General features: G+C 66.8%; 18 protein-coding genes. 8 read left to right on the top strand and 10 right to left on the bottom strand.

The window, feature by feature from the left end:
* Positions 1-53: 53 nt before the first annotated feature.
* A complete protein-coding gene (locus DIE21_RS01950; protein WP_124495516.1) occupies positions 54-422 on the bottom strand; it encodes a DUF2946 domain-containing protein in 369 nt (122 codons plus the stop codon).
* 153 nt (positions 423-575) lie between these two features.
* A complete protein-coding gene (locus DIE21_RS01955; protein ID WP_124495518.1) occupies positions 576-1,112 on the bottom strand; it encodes a cytochrome b in 537 nt (178 codons plus the stop codon).
* A gap of 233 nt (positions 1,113-1,345) precedes the next feature.
* On the opposite strand from DIE21_RS01955, the gene DIE21_RS01960 reads away from it, so the two are divergent.
* Positions 1,346-1,984, top strand: coding sequence for a Pr6Pr family membrane protein (locus tag DIE21_RS01960; protein ID WP_124495520.1), 639 nt, complete (start codon positions 1,346-1,348; stop codon positions 1,982-1,984).
* Positions 1,985-2,032: 48 nt separating this feature from the next.
* Here DIE21_RS01960 and DIE21_RS01965 read toward each other — a convergent pair whose 3' ends face one another.
* Complete coding sequence (locus DIE21_RS01965) at positions 2,033-2,767, bottom strand: peptidoglycan DD-metalloendopeptidase family protein (protein WP_124495521.1); 735 nt, start codon at positions 2,765-2,767, stop codon at positions 2,033-2,035.
* Between the two features lie 392 nt (positions 2,768-3,159).
* Here DIE21_RS01965 and DIE21_RS01970 point away from each other — a divergent pair, with 392 nt between their 5' ends.
* Positions 3,160-3,480 carry a hypothetical protein gene (locus DIE21_RS01970; protein WP_006760526.1) on the top strand — a complete coding sequence of 107 codons (321 nt, stop codon included), beginning with the start codon at positions 3,160-3,162 and terminating at the stop codon, positions 3,478-3,480.
* A 114-nt stretch (positions 3,481-3,594) separates the two neighbouring features.
* On the opposite strand, the gene DIE21_RS01975 is transcribed toward DIE21_RS01970, so the two are convergent.
* The 4 genes from DIE21_RS01975 to DIE21_RS01990 all read right to left on the bottom strand — a co-directional run bounded on the left by DIE21_RS01975 (position 3,595) and on the right by DIE21_RS01990 (position 7,184).
* Entirely contained in the window at positions 3,595-3,939 is a 345-nt protein-coding gene (locus DIE21_RS01975) for a DUF4148 domain-containing protein (RefSeq protein WP_124495523.1), read from the bottom strand.
* A 200-nt stretch (positions 3,940-4,139) separates the two neighbouring features.
* Complete coding sequence (gndA, locus tag DIE21_RS01980) at positions 4,140-5,552, bottom strand: NADP-dependent phosphogluconate dehydrogenase (protein WP_124495525.1); 1,413 nt, start codon at positions 5,550-5,552, stop codon at positions 4,140-4,142.
* 97 nt (positions 5,553-5,649) lie between these two features.
* Positions 5,650-6,291 (bottom strand): DUF938 domain-containing protein, encoded by a 642-nt coding sequence (locus tag DIE21_RS01985; RefSeq protein WP_124495527.1) that lies wholly within the window; start codon positions 6,289-6,291, stop codon positions 5,650-5,652.
* Positions 6,288-7,184: an NAD-dependent protein deacetylase gene (locus DIE21_RS01990; RefSeq protein ID WP_124495529.1), complete on the bottom strand. Its 897-nt coding sequence runs from the start codon at positions 7,182-7,184 to the stop codon at positions 6,288-6,290. Before DIE21_RS01990 ends, DIE21_RS01985 begins: the two co-directional genes overlap by 4 nt.
* Positions 7,185-8,633: 1,449 nt before the next feature.
* Between DIE21_RS01990 and DIE21_RS02000 the strand changes: the two genes are divergently transcribed.
* A complete protein-coding gene (locus tag DIE21_RS02000) occupies positions 8,634-11,096 on the top strand; it encodes a mechanosensitive ion channel family protein (protein ID WP_124495531.1) in 2,463 nt (820 codons plus the stop codon).
* 78 nt (positions 11,097-11,174) lie between these two features.
* Here the strand turns inward: DIE21_RS02000 and DIE21_RS02005 are convergent, their stop codons facing one another.
* Complete coding sequence (locus tag DIE21_RS02005; RefSeq protein WP_124495533.1) at positions 11,175-11,972, bottom strand: CerR family C-terminal domain-containing protein; 798 nt, start codon at positions 11,970-11,972, stop codon at positions 11,175-11,177.
* A gap of 92 nt (positions 11,973-12,064) precedes the next feature.
* Here DIE21_RS02005 and DIE21_RS02010 point away from each other — a divergent pair, with 92 nt between their 5' ends.
* From DIE21_RS02010 to DIE21_RS02030, 5 genes are all read left to right on the top strand, one after another.
* Positions 12,065-13,183, top strand: coding sequence for an HlyD family secretion protein (locus DIE21_RS02010; RefSeq protein ID WP_124495535.1), 1,119 nt, complete (start codon positions 12,065-12,067; stop codon positions 13,181-13,183).
* Positions 13,176-14,762 (top strand): DHA2 family efflux MFS transporter permease subunit, encoded by a 1,587-nt coding sequence (locus tag DIE21_RS02015; protein ID WP_124495537.1) that lies wholly within the window; start codon positions 13,176-13,178, stop codon positions 14,760-14,762. The genes DIE21_RS02010 and DIE21_RS02015 overlap by 8 nt, the downstream gene beginning before the upstream one ends.
* A 13-nt stretch (positions 14,763-14,775) precedes the next feature.
* Positions 14,776-16,263: an efflux transporter outer membrane subunit gene (locus DIE21_RS02020; RefSeq protein ID WP_124495539.1), complete on the top strand. Its 1,488-nt coding sequence runs from the start codon at positions 14,776-14,778 to the stop codon at positions 16,261-16,263.
* Positions 16,264-16,331: 68 nt separating this feature from the next.
* Complete coding sequence (locus DIE21_RS02025) at positions 16,332-16,742, top strand: hypothetical protein (RefSeq protein ID WP_124495541.1); 411 nt, start codon at positions 16,332-16,334, stop codon at positions 16,740-16,742.
* Positions 16,743-17,009: 267 nt separating this feature from the next.
* Positions 17,010-18,842, top strand: coding sequence for a protease pro-enzyme activation domain-containing protein (locus tag DIE21_RS02030; RefSeq protein WP_124495543.1), 1,833 nt, complete (start codon positions 17,010-17,012; stop codon positions 18,840-18,842).
* Between the two features lie 148 nt (positions 18,843-18,990).
* Here the strand turns inward: DIE21_RS02030 and DIE21_RS02035 are convergent, their stop codons facing one another.
* Positions 18,991-20,541 (bottom strand): phospholipase D family protein, encoded by a 1,551-nt coding sequence (locus tag DIE21_RS02035; protein WP_124495947.1) that lies wholly within the window; start codon positions 20,539-20,541, stop codon positions 18,991-18,993.
* Positions 20,542-20,598: 57 nt separating this feature from the next.
* Positions 20,599-22,311 carry a DUF4236 domain-containing protein gene (locus DIE21_RS02040; RefSeq protein WP_124495545.1) on the bottom strand — a complete coding sequence of 571 codons (1,713 nt, stop codon included), beginning with the start codon at positions 22,309-22,311 and terminating at the stop codon, positions 20,599-20,601.
* Between the last annotated feature and the right edge of the window lie 116 nt (positions 22,312-22,427).

The following is a 22,427-nucleotide window of genomic DNA, read 5'->3' on the forward strand; positions in this document are numbered from 1 at the left end:
GGCCTCGACGGACCGCACGGATATCGGCGATGAATGGAACGGAAGACAGCGCGTCAGGCGCGCTCGGGCGGGGCGCGTGGATACGCGCGCGGATAGCGGTCGGCGCGCGCCGCGACGGCATGCGGCGCGGCGACGGAAACGGCATGGGCGGGGACGGAGGAGAACGATGCGGCGGCCGCGCCGCCGATCGCGGGACTGTGCGCGAAGAAGCCGCAATAGCCGCACGCATCGAGATGCAGTGCATGATCGCGCGCGTGGCCTGCATCGGGCGCGCGATGCGCACCATGCTCGGTACTGCAGACAATCGCGTCGGGGGTTGCCGCCTGCGCGATGCGCCACTGCGACACCAGCGGCGCCGCGATCGCGAGCCAGATCGCGAACACGCCGAGCCAGGCGGTCAGGTGACGATGTCGGTGCAGCATGCGCGGTGACGCGTAAGCGGAATGTAAAAACAGCCGAGATGTTACAGAATGTTCGCCTCGATGGCCAGTCGCGGATCGCGGTAAACGGATCGGGGGGCATGGTTGTCAACACAACCATGCCCCCCGTTGGGGCGCGGCTTCAGCGCGCGGCGATCACGGCGCCATGCGTCGCAGCACGCCGTCGCGCCGGACGAAGTGGTGGTAAAGCGCGGCCAGCGCATGCAGGCCGATCACGAAGTAGAACGCGTTGCCGATCAGTTCGTGCGCCTCCTTGATCGTCGGACGCAGTGCCTTGTCGGGGCCGAACAGCGTGAACGACACGCCGATCCAGTCGAGCGACACGGGCTTGCCGCCCATGTTGATCATCATGATGCCGAGCAGCGGCTGGGCGATGATGAATACGTACAGCGCGAGATGCGCGAGCTTCGACAGCCACTTCAGCAGCGTCGCCTGCGGGATGGGCTCCGGCACGCGGCTGATCACCCGCCACAGCACCCGCAGCACGGACAGCACGAGCACGAACGTGCCAGCCATCAGATGCACGTTCATCCAGAACGCGCGACTGTCGCTGCCTTTCGGCCCGCGAATCTCGATGGCCAGATAGGCCAGCGCCACCAGCAGGAAGATGACCCAGTGGAAGAAGATCGAGGGCGAGCTGTAGCGCGTCTGTTTCGCGAGGATGTTTTTCATGCTTTGTCTCGTGTTTCTCGTGTGGTATGCGGGGCAGGCACATGCCGCGGCTGGCCGGTGCCCGGCGGCTGCCCCGATTGTAGCCTCGCGGGCAGCCGGCATTGTGCGACCGGATCAAATATCCGAGGAATCCGCACGGCCCCGCGCCACGGCGCCGTCATATGGAAAATCCGCATCGCGCGCGCCCGCGGCTGTGGCACGATGAAGTTTTGGTGCGGCGTTGTGCGGGCATCATGAGCAAAGTGTTCTTCGTTGCGGCCTACCGGCTGATCGCCGCATTGCTCGCGGTGTCCACCACGCTGCACAGCGTCGCCGACTACTGGGGCATGCCGACCTTTCACCTCGGCAACTACCTCAGCTACTTCACGCAACTGAGCAGCCTTTATGCAGCGGCGATGCTCGTTGCGGGGCTGTCGCGCGTCACGCGCCCCGGCTCGGCCCGCTACGAATCGATGCGCGGCGCCGCCGTGCTCTATGTGCTGATCACCGCGATCGTCTACGAACTGCTGCTCGCACGGCTCGATGCGCTGCGTCACATCACGCCGGCCCTCAACAACTGGGTCCTGCACCGGATCGTGCCGTTCGTGGTGCTGTGCGACTGGCTGTATGTCGAGCCGCGCTCGCCGATCCCGTGGCGCAGCGCGCTCGCGTGGCTCGGTTTTCCGGTCGTCTATCTCGGCTATACGCTCGTGCGCGGCGCGCTGGAGAACTGGTATCCCTACCCGTTCGTCGATCCGCGGCCGAACGGCTATCTGCCGGTCGCGATCCAGTGTTCGCTGATCGCGCTCGGCGCGGCGGGACTCGCGCTGGGCATTCGCTGGCTCGGCAATCATGCGAGGCAGTCCGGCACCGCGGAGCTCAAGGAAGGATGAAGGCGCGAACGTGTGCGCCACCTGGCGCACACGTCGTGACGCGGCGCGTCAGCCGCCGTTGCGCGGCAGGAAGTTCATCGGATCGACGACCTTGCCGTTCTGCCGGACTTCGAACTCGAACGTCGCGCGGCCGCTCGCGTCAGTGCCCATCTCGGCGACCGGCTGGCCCCCGCGGACCGCGTCGCCTTCGTTGACGAGCAGCTTGCCGTTGTGTCCATACGCCGTGATGAGCCCGTTGTCGTGCTTCAGGATCACGAGCGGGCCGTACGCCTTGACGCCGGACCCTGCGTAGACCACCCGCCCGTTTGCCGCGGCCCGCACCGAATGATCGGGCCCCGACGCGGCGATCACGATGCCGCGCGTCCTGCCGGCCGAGAACGACGTCGCGACGATACCCGTCGCCGGCCATGCCAGCGAGCCCGGTTGCGCGGCCGCGGCGGACGGCTGTCCGAGCGACGTCGCGGCAGGCGGCGGCGCGACCCGCAGCACCTGGCCGGGCGACACGGCGTCATTGGGCGACATGTGGTTCCAGCTGGCCACGTCCTGCACGCGCTGCCCGTATGCGGCGGCGACGCCGGCGAGCGTGTCGCCGGGATTCACGCGGTAATAGCCGGCGATCACGCCCGGCGTGGCGGCCGAAGTCGGCGTCGACGGCCGCACCGGCTGCCAGCTGTCGGTCCACGGCGTCATCGTACAGCCCGTCAGCGCGGCGGCCGCGACGACGAACGCCGCCTGCGGCAACCAGCGCGCAAGCGCCTCGTGGATCGGAATCGTTTTTCTCAAGAGTCCTCCCGGATTTGCGTCGTTGCGCCGCCCACCGCCCTCCGGCGCGCGACGCACGATGTCCGGCCGAACGGCCGGACCAACCAGTATCCGACCGCTCTCGCGGCCGTCAGTTTCCATCGCGGAACGTCGATGCGAATGGGCTCACCGGCCCCTTTTTCGCACCTTTTTCACGTCGTCCCGATCGTCAAAGATACCATTTGTCGCGGTCAGGACCGCGACAGGCACCCGATCCGGCCACAGTCTTGCGGCGTCGCGAACGGGTGCCGGCGGGCCGCAAGCCGCGCCGCGCGAGGTGTCCGGCGCGCTTCCGGCCGGCCGTACCGCGGCAGCCGGCCGCCTCCTATACTCGGAGATGCACCGCACGATCCAGCGATAACGAGGAGATAAACATGAACAATGCGACGTTTCTGTCAGTGCAGCTCAACGCCGAGGATTTCGCCGGTTCCAGCGGCCTCGTCGAATTGCTCAACCGGCACCTGCTGTTCGCGACGGACGTCGCCGAAGCCGCGGACGCACTCGTCCAGCTGGCAAGCGTCGCGCATCTGAGCGGCGCCACCCGGCACAGCGTCGAGCTGCCGGTGCTCGCGATCGAGCGGCTGCGCGATGCGCTCGACACGCTGAGCGGCTACGACGAAGCGTGGCTGCAGGCGCTGGAACCGGCCGACGCACTGTTCCGGGACATCGGCCGCGGCCCGCGGCCGCTGCATTGACGCGGCGGGCGCCGCCAATGAAAACAGCCCGTCGTTCCGTGATGCGGAACGACGGGCTGCGTGCACTGCGCTGGGTCGGATCAGGCCGCGCATGCGGCCCGCGATCGAAGACGATCAACGACCCTTGTAGACCGGTGCGCCATCCGACACGCGCTTCACTTGCCAGCCGGTCTTGGCGGCTGCCGGAGCGCCCGACTCTTGCTGGGCGGCCGGTTGCGCGCCGTAACCGCTCGTGTCGGCGGCGGCGACGTTCTGTTGCGGGTTCAGACGTGCTTCAGCTGCCTGGATGCTTGCCGGGTAGTCGGTGCGGTCGCTGCCCAGCTTGTAGCCGGCCTGTTGCAGCTCGGCCAGTTCGGCCTTCACCTGCGCACGGGTGACGGGCGCGTTCTGTTGGGCAAACGACACGGCGGGAACGGCGAGGACGGCAGCTGCAGCGAACGTTGCGATCAGCGATTTCATGATTACCTCCGGGATTTTTTTGCTTCGCCGCACACACCATGTCTGCAGCGATTGAACAAAGTTTAGTCCCGAGATCACTTAGGGAAAACCATGAAAGAACGAAAACACTGTTTCCTCGGAGCCAACAATTCCGGAATCCGGGAACGAAAAACCCTACTCAAAGAATAGATTTTCGCAACAATACCGTCCTCGCCTGCCGGTTACGACCAGTTCGCGTGGAAGCTGCCCGGCTTGTCGGTACGCTCGAACGTGTGCGCACCGAAGAAGTCGCGCTGCGCCTGCACGAGGTTCGCCGGCAGCCGCTCGGAACGGTAGCTGTCGAAGTACGCGACCGCCGACGCGAACGCCGGCACCGGCACGCCGGCCTTCACCGCGGCCACCACGACGTCGCGCAGCGATGCCTGGTAGTTCGCGGCGATGTCCTTGAAGTACGGATCGAGCAGCAGGTTCGCGAGCGCCGGATCCTTCGCGTACGCGTCCGTGATCTTCTGCAGGAAGCGCGCGCGGATGATGCAGCCCGCGCGGAAGATCTTCGCGATCGTCCCGAGGTCGAGATTCCAGCCGTACTCTCCGGACGCCGTGCGCAACTGCGCGAAGCCCTGTGCGTACGAGATCACCTTGCTCAGGTACAGCGCGCGGCGCACCGCTTCGATGAACGCCGCCCGGTCGCCGTCGAACGGCGCGGCGGCCGGGCCCGACAGGATCTCGCTGGCCGCGACGCGCTCGGTCTTCAGCGACGACAGCACGCGTGCGAACACCGACTCGGTGATGAGCGGCAGCGGCACGCCCAGATCCAGCGCGTTCTGGCTCGTCCACTTGCCGGTGCCCTTCTGCGCGGCGCGATCGAGGATCACGTCGACGAGGTGCTTGCCGGTTTCGTCGTCCTTCTTGCCGAAGATCTTCGACGTGATCTCGATCAGGTAGCTGTCGAGTTCGCCCTGGTTCCACTCGGTGTACACCGCGCCGAGCTCGTCGTTGGTCAGGCCCGCGACGTCCTTCAGCACCGCATAGCTTTCGGCGATCAGCTGCATGTCGCCGTATTCGATCCCGTTGTGGACCATCTTCACGTAGTGGCCCGCACCGTCCGGGCCCATGTACGCGACGCACGGTTCGCCGTCCGACGGTGCCTTCGCGGCGATCTGCTTGAGGATCGGCTCGACCAGGTCGTACGCGTCGCGCTGGCCGCCGGGCATGATCGACGGGCCGCGCAGCGCGCCCTCTTCGCCGCCCGACACGCCGGTGCCGATGAAGTGCAGGCCCGATTGAGCGAGTTCCTGGTTGCGGCGAATCGTGTCGGTGAAGTGCGTATTGCCGCCGTCGATCAGCACGTCGCCCTTCTCGAGCAGCGGCTTGAGCGATGCGATCGTCGCATCGGTCGCTTCGCCGGCCTTCACCATCATCAGGATCCGGCGCGGCGTTTCGAGCGACGCGACGAACGCCTCGAGCGTATGGGTCGGCACCAGATTGCGGCCGGGGAATTCGGCGATCAGTTCGTCGGTTTTCTCGCGGCTGCGGTTGTACACCGACACCGCGTAACCGCGGCTCTCGATATTGAGTGCGAGATTGCGGCCCATCACCGCGAGCCCGATCACACCGATTGCTTGTTTGCCCATTAGTCAATTCTCCGGAAAAAACAGGGCGCGACCCGATCCGGGCCGCGCGCACAGGCGAAAGGATAGTGGAAACCCGGCCGCGATGCGCGCTTGCGTGTCATTGCTCCGCGTGCGGGAGGCGCCGGAACACGACGCTCAGGTTGTTCGCCGGCATCTCGACGACCTCGATGCAGTCGAGCCCGCGGTCGAGGCCGAGCGCGACGACCGCCTCGAGATCGCGCACGCCCCACGACGGGTCGCGGCTGCGCAACTGCTGGTCGAACGCTTCGTTGGACGGCGCCGTGTGACGGCCTTCGCGGCGATACGGGCCGTACAGGAACAGCACGCCGCCCGGGCGCAGCACGCGCGATGCCCCGGCGAACAACGCGTCGGTGCTGGCCCACGGCGAGATGTGAATCATGTTGATGCAGACGATCGCGTCGAGCGCTGCGGCCGGCCACGACGCGTCGCGCACGTCGAACGCCAGCGGCTCGGCCAGGTTCGCGAGGCCGGCATGCGCGACCCACGCGGCGATCGAGCGGCGCGCGTGCGCGTCGGGATCGCTCGGCTGCCAGTGCAGCCCCGGCAGCGCCTGCGCGAAATGGACCGCATGCTGCCCGGTACCGCTCGCGATCTCGAGCACGCTGCCGCTGGCCGGCAGCACGCGGCGCAGCACGTCGAGGATCGGCCCTCGATTGCGCTCGGCCGCCGGCGCCGACAGCCGCGCGGACGGATCGGGCGACGACGTCGGCCCGGTCACGATGCATGCTCCGGCGCGCTGCCGGGAACGCCCAGCCGTGCGTTCAGCGCGTCGAGCGCAGGCGCGCAACGCGCCTCGACCTTCAGCGTCAGCATCGGATCAGCGCGCGTGTGACCAAGGTTCAACGCGGCGACGGGCTTGTTCTGCGCCTGGGCCCACACGCAGAACCGGTAACCGGAATACACCATCAGCGACGAGCCGACGACGAGCAGCGCATCGGCCGCATCGAGTGCCTGCGACGCCAGCGCGACGCGTTCGCGCGGCACGTTCTCGCCGAAGAACACCACCGCCGGCTTGAGCAGCCCGCCGCAGGCCGGGCAGGCCGGAATGCGGAACGTGTCGAGCGCGGCCCATTCGAGGTGTGCGTCGCCGTCGGCGGCGGGCTCCGCCTGCGCGCCCAGCAGCTCGGGGTTATCCGTTTCAAGCACGACCTGGATCGTCGCGCGCGCATGATGTGCGCCGCAATCGAGGCACGTGACGCCGTTGATGCCGCCATGCAGTTCGATCACATCGCCGCTGCCCGCGCGCTGATGCAGGCCGTCGACGTTTTGCGTGACGAGGCGCTCGATCCGGCCCGTGCCGCCGAGCCGCGCGAGCGCGACGTGCGAGCGGTTCGGCTGCGCGTGCCCGACCACGGGCCAGCCGATCATGCTGCGCGCCCAGTAGCGTCGGCGTGCCGCGTCGGAACCGAGGAATTCGTGCAGCTGGATCGGCGGCGAGCGCGTCCATCGACCGTTGCGGTCGCGATAGCCGGGAATGCCGGAATCCGTGCTGATGCCCGCACCGGTCAGCACGAGCAGCCGCGGATGGCGCTCGACGAACGTGTGCAGCGCATCGAGCGCGGCCGGATCGATGCTGGCGGATGAGAGGTCGTGCAAGGCGGTGTCGTTCATGTCGGCGGCGCGTGATCGGGCGCGGTGGCAGGTCGTGCGGCCGCACGGGCGGCCAGCGCGCCAGCACATGATACAGAACGCCGCGCGATCGGGCCGGCGGCCCGCGCAGGACACCCGCGCAGCAAAAAAAGACGCCCATCGACCACATGGCGATGGGCGCTTCAACAATTGATCCATCGGGGTTGTGGATCAACTGACAGCACAATGTCATCGGATCCGCCGCAGCGCGGCCGGCGGACCTTTCCCCGGAACTACACCTTCGATTTCCTGAGGTTGCGCGAATCGCCGCGCTGCACCGCGTGCTGCACGCATGCGCATGCGGCGCGTGCGGCGCACTTGCGTGTCGCGCGTCGATATGACGATCCGGAAGTCATGGTCACCCGTCTGCGTGCACCGGCAGTTCATCCCCGACGGCCGACCGGCACCGGTCGGCCCCGTGCGTCACGCATGCACGTCGTCGTTCGGAACCAACCCGATTTGTCCGGATGGAACGGAAAGCCGCGCGCTCACGTCACCGAAATCAACGGCGAAGCGAATTCACGGGCAGGTCGGCGATTCACGTTTGCAACACGCCACGTTGCGATTCGGTCTGTTCTCATTCTCTTGTCCCCGTCTTCTATGCGTCCGACCCACTGAAGCGATCGCCGGGCCCCTGCTGCGCCGGCGATCGCGCTCACGGCGCATACAGACATGCAAGGAGCGCACCATGCGTCGCAGGACAAGGCCGCACGGGCGGGGAAACGGCCCTGACCCGAATCACGCGGCGGAAGACTGGCGTGAATGTTTCGAAAGTGAAACGACGGGAAACGGCCTGCGCGATCGACGGCGGCCAGCCCCGACGGCCGGTGTTGCAGGAGTGGAACGCGTGCGCCGGCCGTGCGTTCGCGCCTGTGCGATGCCGACGATTCGCTTACGGTTACCCGACCCTGGCCGCGCCAGCACCCATGACCGGACGCGCTCGTCGATCCCGCGCGCGCTGCGCGCGGCCGTCGCACACTGGAACGTCGGTCTCGTCCATGCGTTGCCGCCCGTGCGCGAGGTCATCGAGGCAATCGCCGAGCACGGGCTGCCGATCCTTCACGACGAGCAAAGCCGATTCATCAGGAATCCAAATTCCACGCATGCGGCCAACGACGTGGCTTGCACCGGATGGATTCGCCTGCGCGCACGTCTCGTTCCCGGCTCGGCTGTCGCCAGGCCGCCGTGTCATCGCCCGGCGATCCGACCGGAACGACCTGCCCGAATAGCGGCTCGGGAACAGCCCGGGCCGAACGCCAGCGCCACGCGAAACAGGCCGCCCGACAGTACGCAAACGCCCGCCCCGCTTGCCGCATGCCCGATTCGAATAGTCATCGACGGAACTATTCGGCTCCGATCGCGATCATGTTAATTTCCGTCCCTCGTCCAGACCGGCGGGCCACGCTTCGATCCGCGCCCGCACGCCTACTCATGCGACATATCCTGCTCGGCTGGCTGCTCGCCGCCATCGTATCGGCCGCCCACGCGGCCGCCCCCGCCCCGACCGCCGCATCGGCCGCCTCCGGCGCCGCGCCCGCGTTGACGCCGCAACAGGCGCAGCAGGCCCTCTCCGTCCTGCAAAACCCGCGCGCGCGCGAACAGGTCGAAACGACGTTGCGCGCGATCGCGGCCGTCGGCGTGCTGAGCACGCCCGCGCTCCCGGCGAGCGGCGCGGCGCCCGCCAGCGCCGCATCGGCCGCCGCCGCCCCCGCCGCGTTGACGACGAACGGCCTCGCGTCGATGCTCGTCCGGCAGGGATCGCGCTGGGCCGGCGAAGTCGGCGGCGCGCTGAACGAATCGCTGCGCTCGCTGCTCGATCTCGGCTCGGTCGGCAGTTGGTGGCACGAGCGGCTGGCACGCGCCGACGAACGCGCGGCCCTCACGCACGCGATCTGGATCATCCTTGCCGTGCTCGTGCCCGCGTTCGCCGTCGAATGGTTCGCGAAACGGCTGTTGCGGCGCGCGCTGGCCGCCCTGAGCGCGCGGCGCGCCGAATCCTCGCGCCGGGCCGAAGCCGGATCATCCGCGTCCGAGCCGCCCGAGCCGGACGACGACACGCTGCCGGCAACATCACCGGCCGGCTCCGCCGCCAAGGCGGACGGCACCGACACATGCGATACGTCGTCGCAGGGCCGCGGCCATGCGCGGCGCCACACCACGCTGCTGCGCCGGATGCCGCGCGCGCTGGTCAGCCTCGCGCTGCGGGTGGTGCCGCTGCTGGTGTTCGTCGGCGTCGCGAGCCTGACGATGTCGGTGCTCGACGCCGCCGGCACGCCGACCGAAACCGCACTCGAATCGCTGATCGACATCTACGTGATCTGCCGCCTCGTGACGATCGTCAGCCGGCTGTTCTTCCAGCCCGATGCGCGGCAGCTGCGGCTGCTGCACATCAGCGACGCATGGGCCGCGTTGGCGCAGCGCTCGATCGCGCGGATCGTGATCGTCGTCGGCATCTGCACGGCCGCGGTCGAGAGCGCCGCGCGCTTCGGCCTCAGCGACGCCGGTCACGTCGCGCTGCTGAAGGCCGTCGCGCTCGTCGGCCACCTGATGATCTCGGCGCTGATCCTGCGGTGCCGCCAGCCGGTCGCCGCGCGCATCCGCGCAGCCGGCGAAGAGCGGCCGGCCTTCGCGATGATCGGCAATGCGCTCGCGGACGCGTGGGCGCCCGTGTCAGTGTTCGTCGTGATGGCGTTGTGGTTCGTGTGGGCGCTCGACGTCCACAACGGCTACCGCGTGCTGATCACGCTCGGCGGCCGCTCGATCGCCGTGATGATCGGCATGCGGATCGTGTCGATCGTCGTGTTCGGCGCGCTCGCGCGGCTGTTCCAGCGCCGCGCCGACGATCGCACGCTCGTCCACCTGCACGCGTACCGCTACTACCCGCTGGTGCGCCGGATCGTGTCGGCGGTGATCGCCGTCGTGACCGTCGTGCTGCTGCTGCAGACCTGGGGCGTGCCGATCTTCCATGCGTTCGAGACCGGCACGATCGGCCATCGGCTCGCGTCGGCGCTGATCACGATCGCGATCGCGGCGGTCGTCGCGCTGATCGTATGGGAAACGGCGAACATCGCGATCGAGCGCCGCCTGCAGCAGTGGACGCGCGAAGGCAACCTCGTGCGCGCGGCGCGGTTGCGCACGCTGCTGCCGATGCTGCGTTCGCTGCTCTTCATCATGATCGCGCTCGTCGTCGTGCTGACGGGCCTCAGCGAAATCGGCGTGAACATCGGTCCGCTGCTCGCCGGTGCCAGCATCTTCGGCGTCGCGCTCGGCTTCGGCTCGCAAAAGCTCGTGCAGGATTTCATCACCGGGATCTTCCTGCTGATGGAGAACGCGATGCAGGTGGGCGACTGGGTCACGCTCGCCGGCGTGTCGGGCACGGTCGAATACCTGTCGATCCGCACCGTGCGGCTGCGCGCGGGCGACGGGTCGCTGTACACGATCCCGTTCAGCTCGGTGACGACCGTCAACAACACGAATCGCGGGCTCGGCAACGCGGCCGTGAAGGTCAGCATCGCCTACGGCCAGGACATCGATCGCGCGATCGCGACGCTGAAGGAGATCGGCGCCGCGTTGCGCGACGACCCGAATTACACGGACGGCATCCTGTCGGATTTCAGCTACTGGGGCATCGACCAGGTCGACGGCGCGACGATCGCGCTGGCGGGACAGATCCAGTGCAAGGACTCGGCACGCTGGGGCGTGCAGCGCGAATTCAACCGGCGGATCGCGGTGATGTTCCGCGAACGCGGGATCCGGATCGCGAATCCGCAGCGCAGCGTCGTCGCGTATGACCAAGGTGTGCGGCCCGTCGCGCCAGAAAACGACGGGCATGCCGCCGGCACGCCGGGCGCCGACTCGCCGCCGCCCGCTGCGTCGGAGCACAAGTCGGACTGATCGTGCTGGCGCCGGTGGCCGGGCCACCGTGCGTCGAGCCGCGCCGCGACCGCGCCACCAAACGACTGATGGCCGCGCTCAGCGCGCGGCGGACTTCTTCACGCGCTGAACGCGCTTCGCCGCACTCGCCGGCGCGGCCGACTTCACGCCGGCGGCCTGCTCGCCGCCCGATGTGCCGCGCTGCACATGCCAGTGTTCGAGCAGCACGCGCGTCTGGTCGGCAATGGTCGCCATCAGCAGCGCGCCGCCTTCACCGTCGAAACTGTCCCAGTCGAGCAGTTGCAGCACGGAGCGCGGCACGAGGTGGAACACCGTCAACTGCCCGAACAGGCTCATCGCGCGCAGCCGCGTGACGGGATCGTCCGCCGGCCGCCCCGAGATCCGCCCGATCAGTTCGGCACTCACGTCGTTGAGCGGCTTGCGCACGCGCTTCATCAGAATTTCGGTCGCGCTTGCCGGCTCCTGCCCGATCTGCTCGCGCGCAAAGAACATCCGCTGCCCCATCGTCTTCGGCACCGTGAACATCCGGTCGGCCAGCGTACGAAGGATGCCGATGAATGCGTCTATCAGCGCATCGACGTCCGCGTCCGCGTCGAGCACCGCACGCGCGTGTTCGACCGCCGGACCCAGCACGCTCCAGCCGAGCTCGGCCATCGCCTCGACGCATGCGCGGTAAACGCCTTCCTTGTTCTCGAAGTAGTACTGGAGCGCCGGCGCATTCACGCCGGCCTTCGCCGCGATGTCGCGTGTCGACGCGCCTGCGAACCCGTGTTCGCCGAACAGCTCGATCGCCGCGTCGACGATCCGCTGGCGCGTCTCGTCGCCGCGTGCATAGCCGCTCGTCGACGTGCGCCGCAGCTTCTTCGCTTCGTTCATGCATCCCTCGTCAGTCGATCGAACGACATTCTACTTGACAGAATTTTTCCGACTGGAATAATTCGTCCGCCTGGAATAAATTGGATGCCCTCATGTCGACGCCGCAAGATCCGCCATCGAAAGCAGATCGTCAGGAACCCGCGAAACCGCCGCGCAACGGCCGCTCGAGGCGGCGCGTCCTGCTCGCCGTTGCCGTGCTCGCGGCCATCGGCGGCGCGGTCTGGCTCGGCCGCTGGTGGACGGTCGGCCGCTTCATCGAAAGCACCAGCGATGCGTATCTGCAGGCCGACAACATGACGGCCGCGCCGAAGGTCGCCGGCTACGTGACCGACGTCTACGTGCGCGACAACCAGGTCGTCAAGGCGGGCGACCCGCTCGTGCGGCTCGACGTCCGCCAGTACCAGGTGGCGCTCGCACAGTCGAACGCGACCGCCGACGCGCGCCGCGCCGACATCGCGCGTGCCGAAGCCGACATCAACCAGCAGCGCGCGAACCTCGACCAGGCCGAAGCACAGGCGAAGGTGTCGCAGATCAATGCGCGGCACGCGAGCGACGAATACGCGCGCTACGCGCCGCTCGCAGCAACCGGCGCCGAGACGCACGAGCGCGTGGCCGACCTGAAGAGCACGCGCGACCAGGCTGCCGCGACGCTCGCCGCGAACAATGCGTCGAGCGCGGCCGCGCGCACGCAGATCGCATCGTTCACCGCGCAGTTGCAGCAGGCGCGCGCGCAGCTCGAAGCGGCCCAGGCGAGCGCCGCGCAGGCGCAGCTCGACCTCGACAACACGATCGTGCGCAGCACGCTCGACGGCCGCGTCGGCGACCGCACGGTGCGCGTCGGCCAGTACGTGCAGCCCGGCACGCGCCTGCTGACCGTCGTGCCGGTGGACGCGATCTACCTCGTCGCGAACTTCAAGGAAACGCAGATCGGCCGGATGCGCATCGGCCAGCCCGTCGAGCTGCACGTCGACGCGCTGCCGGACGACACGCTCACCGGCACCGTCGACAGCTTCGCACCGGGCACCGGCGCGCAATTCGCGCTGCTGCCGCCCGAAAACGCGACCGGCAACTTCACGAAGATCGTGCAGCGCGTGCCGGTGCGCATCCGCCTCGCCGCAAACGCACGCGCGCAACGCATGCTGTTGCCCGGGCTGTCCGTGACTGTCGACGTCGACACGCGCTCGGACGGCAACGAGAAACGCCATGGCTGATACCGCCGCCACCCCGCCCGCGCCGCCGCACGAAGGCCGCGCGAGCGTCACCGACTGGATCGCCGTCGCTGCCGGCGCGCTCGGCGCGCTGATGGCGACGCTCGACATCTCGATCACGAACTCCGCGCTGCCGCAGATCCAGGGTGAGATCGGCGCGACCGGCACCGAGGGCACGTGGATCTCGACCGGCTACCTGATGTCGGAAATCGTGATGATCCCGCTCGCCGCGTGGCTCACGCGCGTGTTCGGGCTGCGCAACTTCCTGCTGACGAATGCCGCGCTGTTCATCGCGTTCTCGATGATGTGCGGCTGGTCGCATTCGCTCGCGATGATGATCGCCGGGCGCATCGGCCAGGGCTTCACGGGCGGCGCGCTGATCCCCACCGCGCAAACCATCATCCGCACGCGGCTGCCGCTGTCGCAGTTGCCGGTCGGAATGACCCTGTTCGGGTTGATCGTGCTGCTCGGGCCGCTGTTCGGTCCCGTGCTCGGCGGCTGGCTTGCGGAGAACGTCAGCTGGGGCTGGTGCTTCTTCCTGAACCTGCCGGTGTGCCTGCTGCTGATGGCGCTGCTGGTGTTCGGGCTGCCGTCCGACCGGCCGCAATGGGACACGTTCTTCAACGCGGACTGGCTCGGGATCGCGGGCCTCGCGATCGGGCTGAGCTCGCTGACCGTCGTGCTCGAGGAAGGCCAGCGCGAGCGCTGGTTCGAGTCGCAGATGATCGTCACGCTGAGCTACGTGTCGCTTGCCGGAATGATCCTGATCGCGTTGTCGCAGCGCTTCTCGAAGCGGCCGATCATGCGCCTGTCCCTGATGCGCAATCCGCGCTATGCGAGCGTGATCGTGATCGTGTCCGCGGTGGGCGCCGGGCTGTACGGCGTGTCGTACCTGCTGCCGCAGTTCCTCGCGATCGTCGCGGGCTACAACGCCGAGCAGGCGGGCGCGATCATGCTGCTGTCGGGCCTGCCCGCGTTTCTCGTGATGCCGATCCTGCCGCGCCTGCTCGGCAAGGTCGACTTTCGCGTTCTCGTGATCTCGGGGCTGCTGCTGTTCTGCCTGAGCTGCATGCTCGACATCAGCCTGACCGCGCAGAGCGTCGGCCATGATTTCGTGTGGTCGCAACTGATTCGCGGCGTCGCGCAGATGCTCGCGATGATGCCGCTGAACCAGGCGTCGATGGCCGCCGTCGCTCGCGAGGACTCGGGTGACGCGGCCGGACTCTACAACATGGCGCGCAACCTCGGCGGCTCGATCGGGCTCGCGATCATCGGCACCGTGATCGACCGGCGCACGACCTTCCATGCCGCCGCGCTGCGCGAATCGGTCAGCGCCAATTCGCTGATCGGACAGGAACGGCTGTCGGCCTATGCGGCGAACTGGTTCGCGCACACGGGCGACCTCGCGTATTCGAATCTGCGCGCGCTCGGCCAGCTCGCGCAGCAGATCCAGGTCCAGGCCGTCGTGATGACCTATTCCGAAACCTTCTACCTGCTGGGACTCGCGCTGCTCGCGTGCGTACCGCTCGCGCTGCTGCTGAAGACGCCACGTGGCCCGCAGCCGATGTCGTCCGGCCATTGAACCGCCTTACGCGATGAAGCCCTTCTCCCTGCCCCGCCGCCCTGCGCTCACGCTGTGCGCAACCGCGTGCCTGCTCGCCGGCTGTACGGTCGGCCCCGACTACCGCGGCGCACCCGCGACGCCCGACGCACCGATCTTCGTGCGCGCGCCCGCAGCCGGCGTCGACCCCGCCGCCCCCGCGCCGAGTGCGTGGTGGCATGCGCTCAACGATCGCCAGCTCGACGACCTGATCGTCGCCGCGCTCGCGCACAACCCCGATCTGCACGCCGCGCAGGCACGGTTGCGCGCATCGCGCGCGCAGCTGGCGCAACAGCGCGCGGCGCAGTTGCCGAAATCGTCGGCCACCGTCGCCGCGATCCGCATGCGCGAGCCGGACGTCAGCGCGCTCGGCTCGCTGCTGCCTTCAGGCAACTCGAACCAGTCGGGCGGGTCATCGCCGTCGCTGGGTGGCTCCGGTCCGCTGCAGCTCTATTCGGCCGGCTTCGATGCGACCTGGGAAATCGACCTGTTCGGCGGCACGCGCCGCGCGGTCGAGGCGGCATCCGCGCAGGCGGAAGCCGTCGACGCCGACCTCGCCGACACGCAGGTGTCGATCGCGGCCGAGGTGGCGACCGCGTACGTCGACCTGCGCGACCGGCAGCAACGGCTCGCGCTGTCGCAGCGCACGGCCGAACTGCAACAGCAGATGCTCGAACTCACGCGGCAGCGCCGCGCGCGCGGCGTGGCGGCCGATGCGGACCTCGAACGCCTGACGACTCAGGTCGAGAACACGCGCGCATCGTTGATCCCGCTCGATGCGCAGGTGACGGAATCGCTCGACCGGCTGGCGATCCTGACCGGGCGCCCGCCCGGTGTACTCGACGCCGCGCTGTCGGCACCGGGCACGCCGCTGCCGACACTGCCCGGCAGCGTGCCGGTCGGCGATCCGGCCGCGCTGCTGAAGCAGCGCCCCGACGTCCGTGCGGCCGAACGCCGGCTCGCGTCGAGCAATGCGCAGATCGGCGAGCACATGGCCGACTATTTCCCGAAGGTGACGCTGCTCGGCGATCTCGGCTTCAGCGCGACGGACCCCGGCCACCTGTTCCGCAAGCAGAACTTCACATGGCTCGGCGCGCCGTACCTGCAATGGAACATTCTCGACTTCGGCCGCACGCGCGGTGCGGTGCGGGCGGCCGAAGCGTCGCGCGACGAAGCGGAAGCGAATTACCGGAAAGCGGTGCTCGGCGCATTGCAGGACGCGAACACGGCGCTGCAGCGCTACGGACACCAGCGCGAACACGTCGTCGCGCTCTCCAAGGTGCAGACGTCGGCCACGCATTCGGCCACGCTGATGGACCAGCGTCATCGCGCGGGTGTCGCAACGATGATCGATCTGCTCGATACGCAGCGCGAGGCGCTCGCTGCGGAGCAGAACGTGATCGCCGGGCAGGCCGAACTCATCAAGGACTACGTGTCGCTGCAGAAGAGCCTCGGGCTCGGGTGGCAGACGAACGCGGGTTGACGCGCATCGGATGCTCGTCCGGCGAAGTTCGTCGATGGCGCCGGACGTCATGACACCCGGCACATGGCGTGACGAACGACCGGCACCGGCAACTCGAAGGACTCCTCGACGACGGTTCGCCCATTACGAAACGAACCGCGGATTATCCCGCCGACGAAGCTGCCATTACAACCAGATCAGGCTTCGAAAATTACAAAACACCGCCGATCTTTTCAAAAGCATTTCAGCTTATTCCATTTAATTTTGTTTCATATAATCAGAAAAAGTTTGACATCGAACTTTCGTTCTTGATACCGTCCGATGCAAGCAATCTGACGAATTGCAAACCACGCAATCGATTCCGCTCGACGCATTTCGCTTCCGCTGCACCGAAGTTCTCGCCGCCGATCGTCGCTTCTTCCGTCGGCGCATGCAACATCCCGATGCATTTCATTGGGCAGCTGCCGTCCGGCAGCGGGCCGAAGGACCGAACCGAATGAGCAGGACACCGAAACTGTTGCTTTAGCCATCCCGCCCGCCTCAAGCCTGCTGGCGCGGCCGACTCGCATCGCGGCGCAGCGCCTCCGTTACCGAGCATTCCAGCATTTCGCCCCCGGAGGAACACCACCCTTCCGGATCGGGCGAAAGGCCCCGTCGCGTCCGCGCCATCCGCGCGAGCGCGGCGGATATCGGCGGCGCACGATCCGCGCCGCTGTCGACCGTTGTTGTTCGTGCCGTTCGATGTTCAACCGGAGGGGTAATTCAAAATGAATCACGTTGCAGACAAGAATCAAAAGCGCATCCGCATCGTCAAGCTCGCCTTCGCCGCCGCAGCCGCTTCGTTCGGCATGACGGCCGTCCATGCCGCACCGGCCGCCGGCTGGACGGAAACGCGCACCAAGGGATTCCTGCCGCTCGTCCAGCAGGGTGAAAGCAGCAGTACCGCCGGCGCGCCGGCGGCCAGCACCGCCGCCGCTGCCGCGGCTGCAACCGAGATGGCGCCCGGCGAATCGGTCGACATCGTGCTCGGGCTGAACCTGCGCAACGAAGCCCAACTCGACCAGTACCTGCGCGACCTGCATACGCCCGGCTCGCCGCACTACAAGCAGTTCCTCACGCCGGCGCAGTTCGCCGCGCAGTATGCACCGACCGACCAGCAGGTCGCGTCCGTCGTCGCGCACCTGCGCAAGGCAGGCTTCGTCAACATCGTGGTCGCGCCGAACCGCCTGCTCGTGTCCGCCTCCGGCACGGCGGCAACGATCAAGTCTGCCTTCCGCACGGCGCTCAAGCGCTTCACGCGCGACGGCCGCAGCGTCTATGCGAACACCGATGCCGCGCAGGTGCCGAACGCGATCGGCGGCATCGTCGGCGCCGTGCTCGGCCTGCAGAACGTAGAACTCATGCATACCGGTGCGGGCACCAAGCCGCAAGGCAACACCAGCAACCTGACGATCCCGGCGGGCGCGTCCGCGGTGCCGCACAACCCGACGGAATTCTCGTCGCTCTACGGCGGCGACGGCACGCCGACGGCCTCGCAGACCACGGTCGGGATCATCTCCGAAGGCGACCTGTCGCAGACGGTCAGCGACCTCAATACGTTCGCCGCGAACAACGGCCTCGGTACGATCAGCAGCAGCGTCGTGCAGACGGGTCCGGCAGGCAGTTCGTACACCGATACATCCGGCACCGTCGAATGGAACCTCGACAGCCAGTCGATCGTCGGCGCCGCCGGCGGCAGCGTGAAACAGGTCGTGTTCTACGCGGCACCGTCGATGACGCTCACGGCGATCACCGCCGCGTACAACAAGGCGGTGAGCGACAACGTCGCGAAAGTCATCAACGTATCGCTCGGCGTGTGCGAATCGTCCGCGTACAGCACCGGCTCGCAGGCGACCGACGACGCCATCTTCAAGCAGGCCGTCGCGCAAGGGCAGACCTTCTCCGTGTCGGCCGGCGACCACGGCGCGTACGAATGCGCGAGCGGCAAGCCGTCGCGCTCGACCTACACGGTGAGCGAACCCGCGACGTCGCCGTACGTGATCGCGGTGGGCGGCACGACGCTGTTCACCAATACGTCGACCAACGCGTACAACAGCGAAATCGTGTGGAACGATCCGAGCTGGCAGCCGGGCACCGTGTGGTCGACGGGCGGCGGCTACAGCAAGTACGAAACCGCACCGTCGTGGCAATCGTCGAGCCTCACCGGGTCGACCAAGCGCGCGCTGCCGGACGTCGGCTTCGACGCCGACCTGCGCACCGGCGCGATCCTCGTGGTGAACGGCCAGACGTCCGACACGCTGTGGGGTTCGGGCTACCTGAACAACGAAGGCGGCACGAGTCTCGCCGCGCCGATCTTCACCGGCATCTGGGCACGGCTGCAATCGGCGAACAACAACGCGCTCGGCTTCCCGGCGTCGAGCATCTACAAGTACTTCCCGACCAACGCGGCCCTGCTGCACGACGTGACGTCCGGCAACAACGGCAGCGGCACGTACGGCTACAGGGCGAAGGCCGGCTGGGACGCGACGACGGGCTTCGGCAGCGTGAACATCTCGAAGCTGAACACGTTCATCCAGAGCACGTCGGATTTCGCGCGCTGATCGCGCGATGAGCGGCGCGGTTCCGGGCGCGGGTGGTTTCGCACACCCGCCCGGAACCGGGGGTACGGCGATCCGCGTGTCGCGGCCGGATCGATGATGCGCGCCCGCGTATGCCGCCCCGCGGTTGTCGCGGGCACGCGGATCACGATCACAGCTGCGATTCGATCGGAAACAAGCCGAGAAACCACACTTCCATGCGCCGCGCAGCCGACACTTCCGGCTCATGATCGAGCTCGGTCACCGTCCCGTCCGCGTCGGTCTGAAGCCACTTGAGCCGCCCCTTCCCGGCCGGGTCGGTCCTCGATTCGACTCGCCATGCGATTCGATCGAGCCGCGGCTCCAGGTCCGTCACCACTTCGGACGCAATGGCCGGACTTTCGCAATAAACACCGATCTCGGTGTTGAGATTCAGCGAGCGCGGATCGAGATTCATCGACCCGATGAAGATGTTCTTGCGATCGAACACATACGTCTTCGCGTGCAGCGACGCACGCGACGAGCCGATGATCACCTGCTTCGAGATGCTCTTGTCGCCGGATGGCCGCCGCTCGTAAAGCCGCACGCCGGCTTCCACCAGATCGCGGCGATAGCGCCGGTAGCCCGCATGCACGGCCGCCACGTCGGTCGACGCGAGCGAATTGGTCAGGATCGTCACGCTCACGCCGCGCGCCGTGAGCGCACGCAGCCGTTCGACCATGTCCTTGCCCGGCACGAAATACGGCGACACGATCAGCAGTTCGTGCTCGGGCCGCAACGCGAGCGCACGCAGTTGCGGCATCAGGTGCCCTTCGCTGTCCTTCGGGGCCCGGGCGATCTTCGCCGGATCGTCGTACAGGACCGTCGCATGCCCCCAAGACAGCTCCGTGCCCTGGCCATGCACGATCTGGTCGAGCCGGTGGCGCGCCTCGAGCACGTACGGATTGTCCTCCATCGCGCGCAGGTAATCGCGCAGCCGTTCGCGCTCCCGATCGAGGCCGCCCGGCGCCGCGACATGCCCGACCAGCGCATTGATCGAAAACGCATAGGGTGAATTCCAGAACGTGTCGAACTCGGTCGAGATGTCGTTCACGACGGGACCGTGCACGACCACGTCGAGGTCGCCGAACTCCAGCATCGACGACGCGCCGAAGTACTCGTCGCCGATGTTGCGGCCGCCGACGATCGCCGCCTGGTTGTCCGCGATCATCGCCTTGTTGTGCATGCGCCGGTTGACGCGCGAGAACTCGAGCACCGTGCCGATCTTCTTGAAGTGGCGCGTCGCGACCGGATTGAAGAGCCGGATCTCGATGTTCGGATGCGAACTGATCTCGAGCAGCTTGCGGTCGTCCGCGTTCGTGCCGAGATCGTCGAGCAGCGCGCGCACGCGTACGCCGCGATCGGCCGCGCGGATGATCGCGTCCGCGAGTTCGTGTCCGGTCAGGTCGTCGTGCCAGATGTAGTACTGGAGGTCCAGGGAGCGGTCCGCGCGATCGGCAAGCAGCACGCGCGCATCGAGGGCATCGACGGGATCGCGCAGCAGGTGAAACGCGTCCTGCCCTGGATGGGCGGCAGCCTGTTGACGAAATGCCGTACCGAGGCGAGTGTTTCCGGTATCGGTGTATGCATGCGTCGGCGCGCGGTCGACCTGCGGCGGCAGGCTGGCGCACGCGGCAAGCATCAGCAACGAGAGAATCGCACCCCACGAACGCAGCATGGTCATGCCTACTCTATAGGCCACACAAGCGGTGCCCCCCACGGCTGCGTCCCAGCACAGAAACTATTCGGCCGTCGCATTGCCTGTCTCGGCGATATGCAGAAGCACGATTCTTTGGTCTGCATACCACCTTGCCAGACATTCGCGGTCATGGCAGGTTTTCTCGCGGTAGTTCCACTGCTCCAGGGTTCGCGTCTTGAAAGCTACCTGGTCCGTGACAGCCGCCTTTGCTTTGGCATATACGGCAGCCAGCTCGACGTCAGCCGCAGCCAACTGGGCATCGGTGCAAATAAGGTGTTCAGCTACCGAATGCGCCTTGCTGCAATCGAAGCTTGTCCGAAGGGTCGATTGTGCCGGAGCGAGTGCGGCTGTGTCTGAAGCCACGGTGGTCTCCGTCGAGTGCACCCACTCGGCGAGCGGAGTTGAATCCAGCGGCAGGTCCTTCCATGTCACCCTTTTGGTGATGGCCTTACCGGATGAGGCGTCGACAGTTTCCCGAAACACAAAATCACCCTTGCCCGTAGATGCATCAATTGCAAACGCGGCTGCATCCGACCCACAAGCACCTGCCTTGCATCCTTGCCCTACTAAAAAGCCGTCTCGCAACTCGATGCCTCTGGAATTCGCAACCGCGAGCCGGTCAACGAATCGCTTCCAGTCTGCCTTGGAAGCGTGGTTGAAGGGCGCGCGAAACCGCTTATCGGTAACCACGTCGGCCGGTAGCTTTCCGACCATCCAACCGAAGTCGAGTTGCTTTCCGCCCCCTCGTGCTGTGTCAGCGGCGACGCTCGACGCCGCTGACACAGCTTTCTCGGCACCTTGCGTCATCGTCGCTGGCTGATACGCATTCGGTGTTCGATACGACCACGCAATCGCAGAAACGGCTACAAGCAGAATGCCGAAGCCGATTGCCTTGACATGCGTGTTGTCCCGAACCGCACCAAGTGCCGGGCGCCCGGACACCTCAACAGCCAACAACGCGTCGAACCGCTCGTTGGCATCCGCAATCGTGTTTGCAACAGCAGTTTTTTTCTTGCTGAACGATACGAGGCTGAAGCCCCCAAACGCAAACGCGACCAGGAGCAGAATAAGGCCAGCGACAATGCCACCCATGAACAGGAGAAACGCTGCTATGAGCCCCACAACCAACGGGGCCTTTAACGTGGGTGCCACGGGCCACGAGCGCACCACGCTTGCAAGGGTGGCGGCTTCGTTCGCCAGTTGCCCTCTATCGCCGAGGTTTTCTGAACACTTGCGCTCGACTTCATAGACCGCAAGCATCGCCTTCTCTTTCTCAGCGAGCGATATCGAGCCGATGTCGACGGCTAACTTAATCGCCTTGGTCGTAGCTTCAAACTCGAGGGCCAGCGTCTCGACGAATCCTTGATGCTCCGCGAGCGTTACTGCATCCGCCAAATCCTCTCGTCGAACGTAGACACCGTGCGACATGAAGTACAGCAACAGCGCATTCGCCGTGCGCTCCTGCACCTGGACCACGAAGTCTCGAGCTGCCTGCTCCCGTTTCGAGAGACGTTCAGTGCTCGCAGAATCGATGCGACCACTCCCGGCAACCACGGAGCGCACTGGATTCGATGTACGTGTTGCGTGGGTGTTCTGGGTAAAGCGAATACCCGTGCCAGGAATACTAGCAGTCACACGGCCGCGAGAATTGTACGTGAATCCTTTGCCACCAATCGACGTACTGACACCGCTCTTGCTGACGTTCAGACGAACGCCAGGCGCAATCTTTATGCTCTTCCTGAAACCCCAGCCCATTTTTAGCCCCGTATTGTCTCAATTCGTTTCGTCAGCTGGTGCTACCCATCAAGCCCCTGCTTGTAAAGACGAGCGCGTTGGTGGGCCTCCAGTGAAGTCCCTCCCACGACGTTCGA

The organism is Burkholderia sp. Bp9140 (assembly GCF_003853425.1).
Lineage (GTDB): Bacteria > Pseudomonadota > Gammaproteobacteria > Burkholderiales > Burkholderiaceae > Burkholderia.

Excerpts from the sequence above, each read along its gene's own strand:
- DIE21_RS02020 (WP_124495539.1), top strand. The coding sequence starts at position 14,776 with ATGAAGCCCTTCTCCCTGCCCCGCCGCCCTGCGCTCACGCTGTGCGCA.
- DIE21_RS01990 (WP_124495529.1), bottom strand. The coding sequence starts at position 7,184 with ATGAACGACACCGCCTTGCACGACCTCTCATCCGCCAGCATCGATCCG.
- DIE21_RS02005 (WP_124495533.1), bottom strand. The coding sequence starts at position 11,972 with ATGAACGAAGCGAAGAAGCTGCGGCGCACGTCGACGAGCGGCTATGCA.
- gndA (WP_124495525.1), bottom strand. The coding sequence starts at position 5,552 with ATGGGCAAACAAGCAATCGGTGTGATCGGGCTCGCGGTGATGGGCCGC.
- DIE21_RS02040 (WP_124495545.1), bottom strand. The coding sequence starts at position 22,311 with ATGGGCTGGGGTTTCAGGAAGAGCATAAAGATTGCGCCTGGCGTTCGT.
- DIE21_RS02015 (WP_124495537.1), top strand. The coding sequence starts at position 13,176 with ATGGCTGATACCGCCGCCACCCCGCCCGCGCCGCCGCACGAAGGCCGC.
- DIE21_RS01955 (WP_124495518.1), bottom strand. The coding sequence starts at position 1,112 with ATGAAAAACATCCTCGCGAAACAGACGCGCTACAGCTCGCCCTCGATC.
- DIE21_RS01960 (WP_124495520.1), top strand. The coding sequence starts at position 1,346 with ATGAGCAAAGTGTTCTTCGTTGCGGCCTACCGGCTGATCGCCGCATTG.
- DIE21_RS02000 (WP_124495531.1), top strand. The coding sequence starts at position 8,634 with ATGCGACATATCCTGCTCGGCTGGCTGCTCGCCGCCATCGTATCGGCC.
- DIE21_RS02030 (WP_124495543.1), top strand. The coding sequence starts at position 17,010 with ATGAATCACGTTGCAGACAAGAATCAAAAGCGCATCCGCATCGTCAAG.
- DIE21_RS01970 (WP_006760526.1), top strand. The coding sequence starts at position 3,160 with ATGAACAATGCGACGTTTCTGTCAGTGCAGCTCAACGCCGAGGATTTC.
- DIE21_RS01950 (WP_124495516.1), bottom strand. The coding sequence starts at position 422 with ATGCTGCACCGACATCGTCACCTGACCGCCTGGCTCGGCGTGTTCGCG.
- DIE21_RS01975 (WP_124495523.1), bottom strand. The coding sequence starts at position 3,939 with ATGAAATCGCTGATCGCAACGTTCGCTGCAGCTGCCGTCCTCGCCGTT.
- DIE21_RS02035 (WP_124495947.1), bottom strand. The coding sequence starts at position 20,541 with ATGACCATGCTGCGTTCGTGGGGTGCGATTCTCTCGTTGCTGATGCTT.
- DIE21_RS02010 (WP_124495535.1), top strand. The coding sequence starts at position 12,065 with ATGTCGACGCCGCAAGATCCGCCATCGAAAGCAGATCGTCAGGAACCC.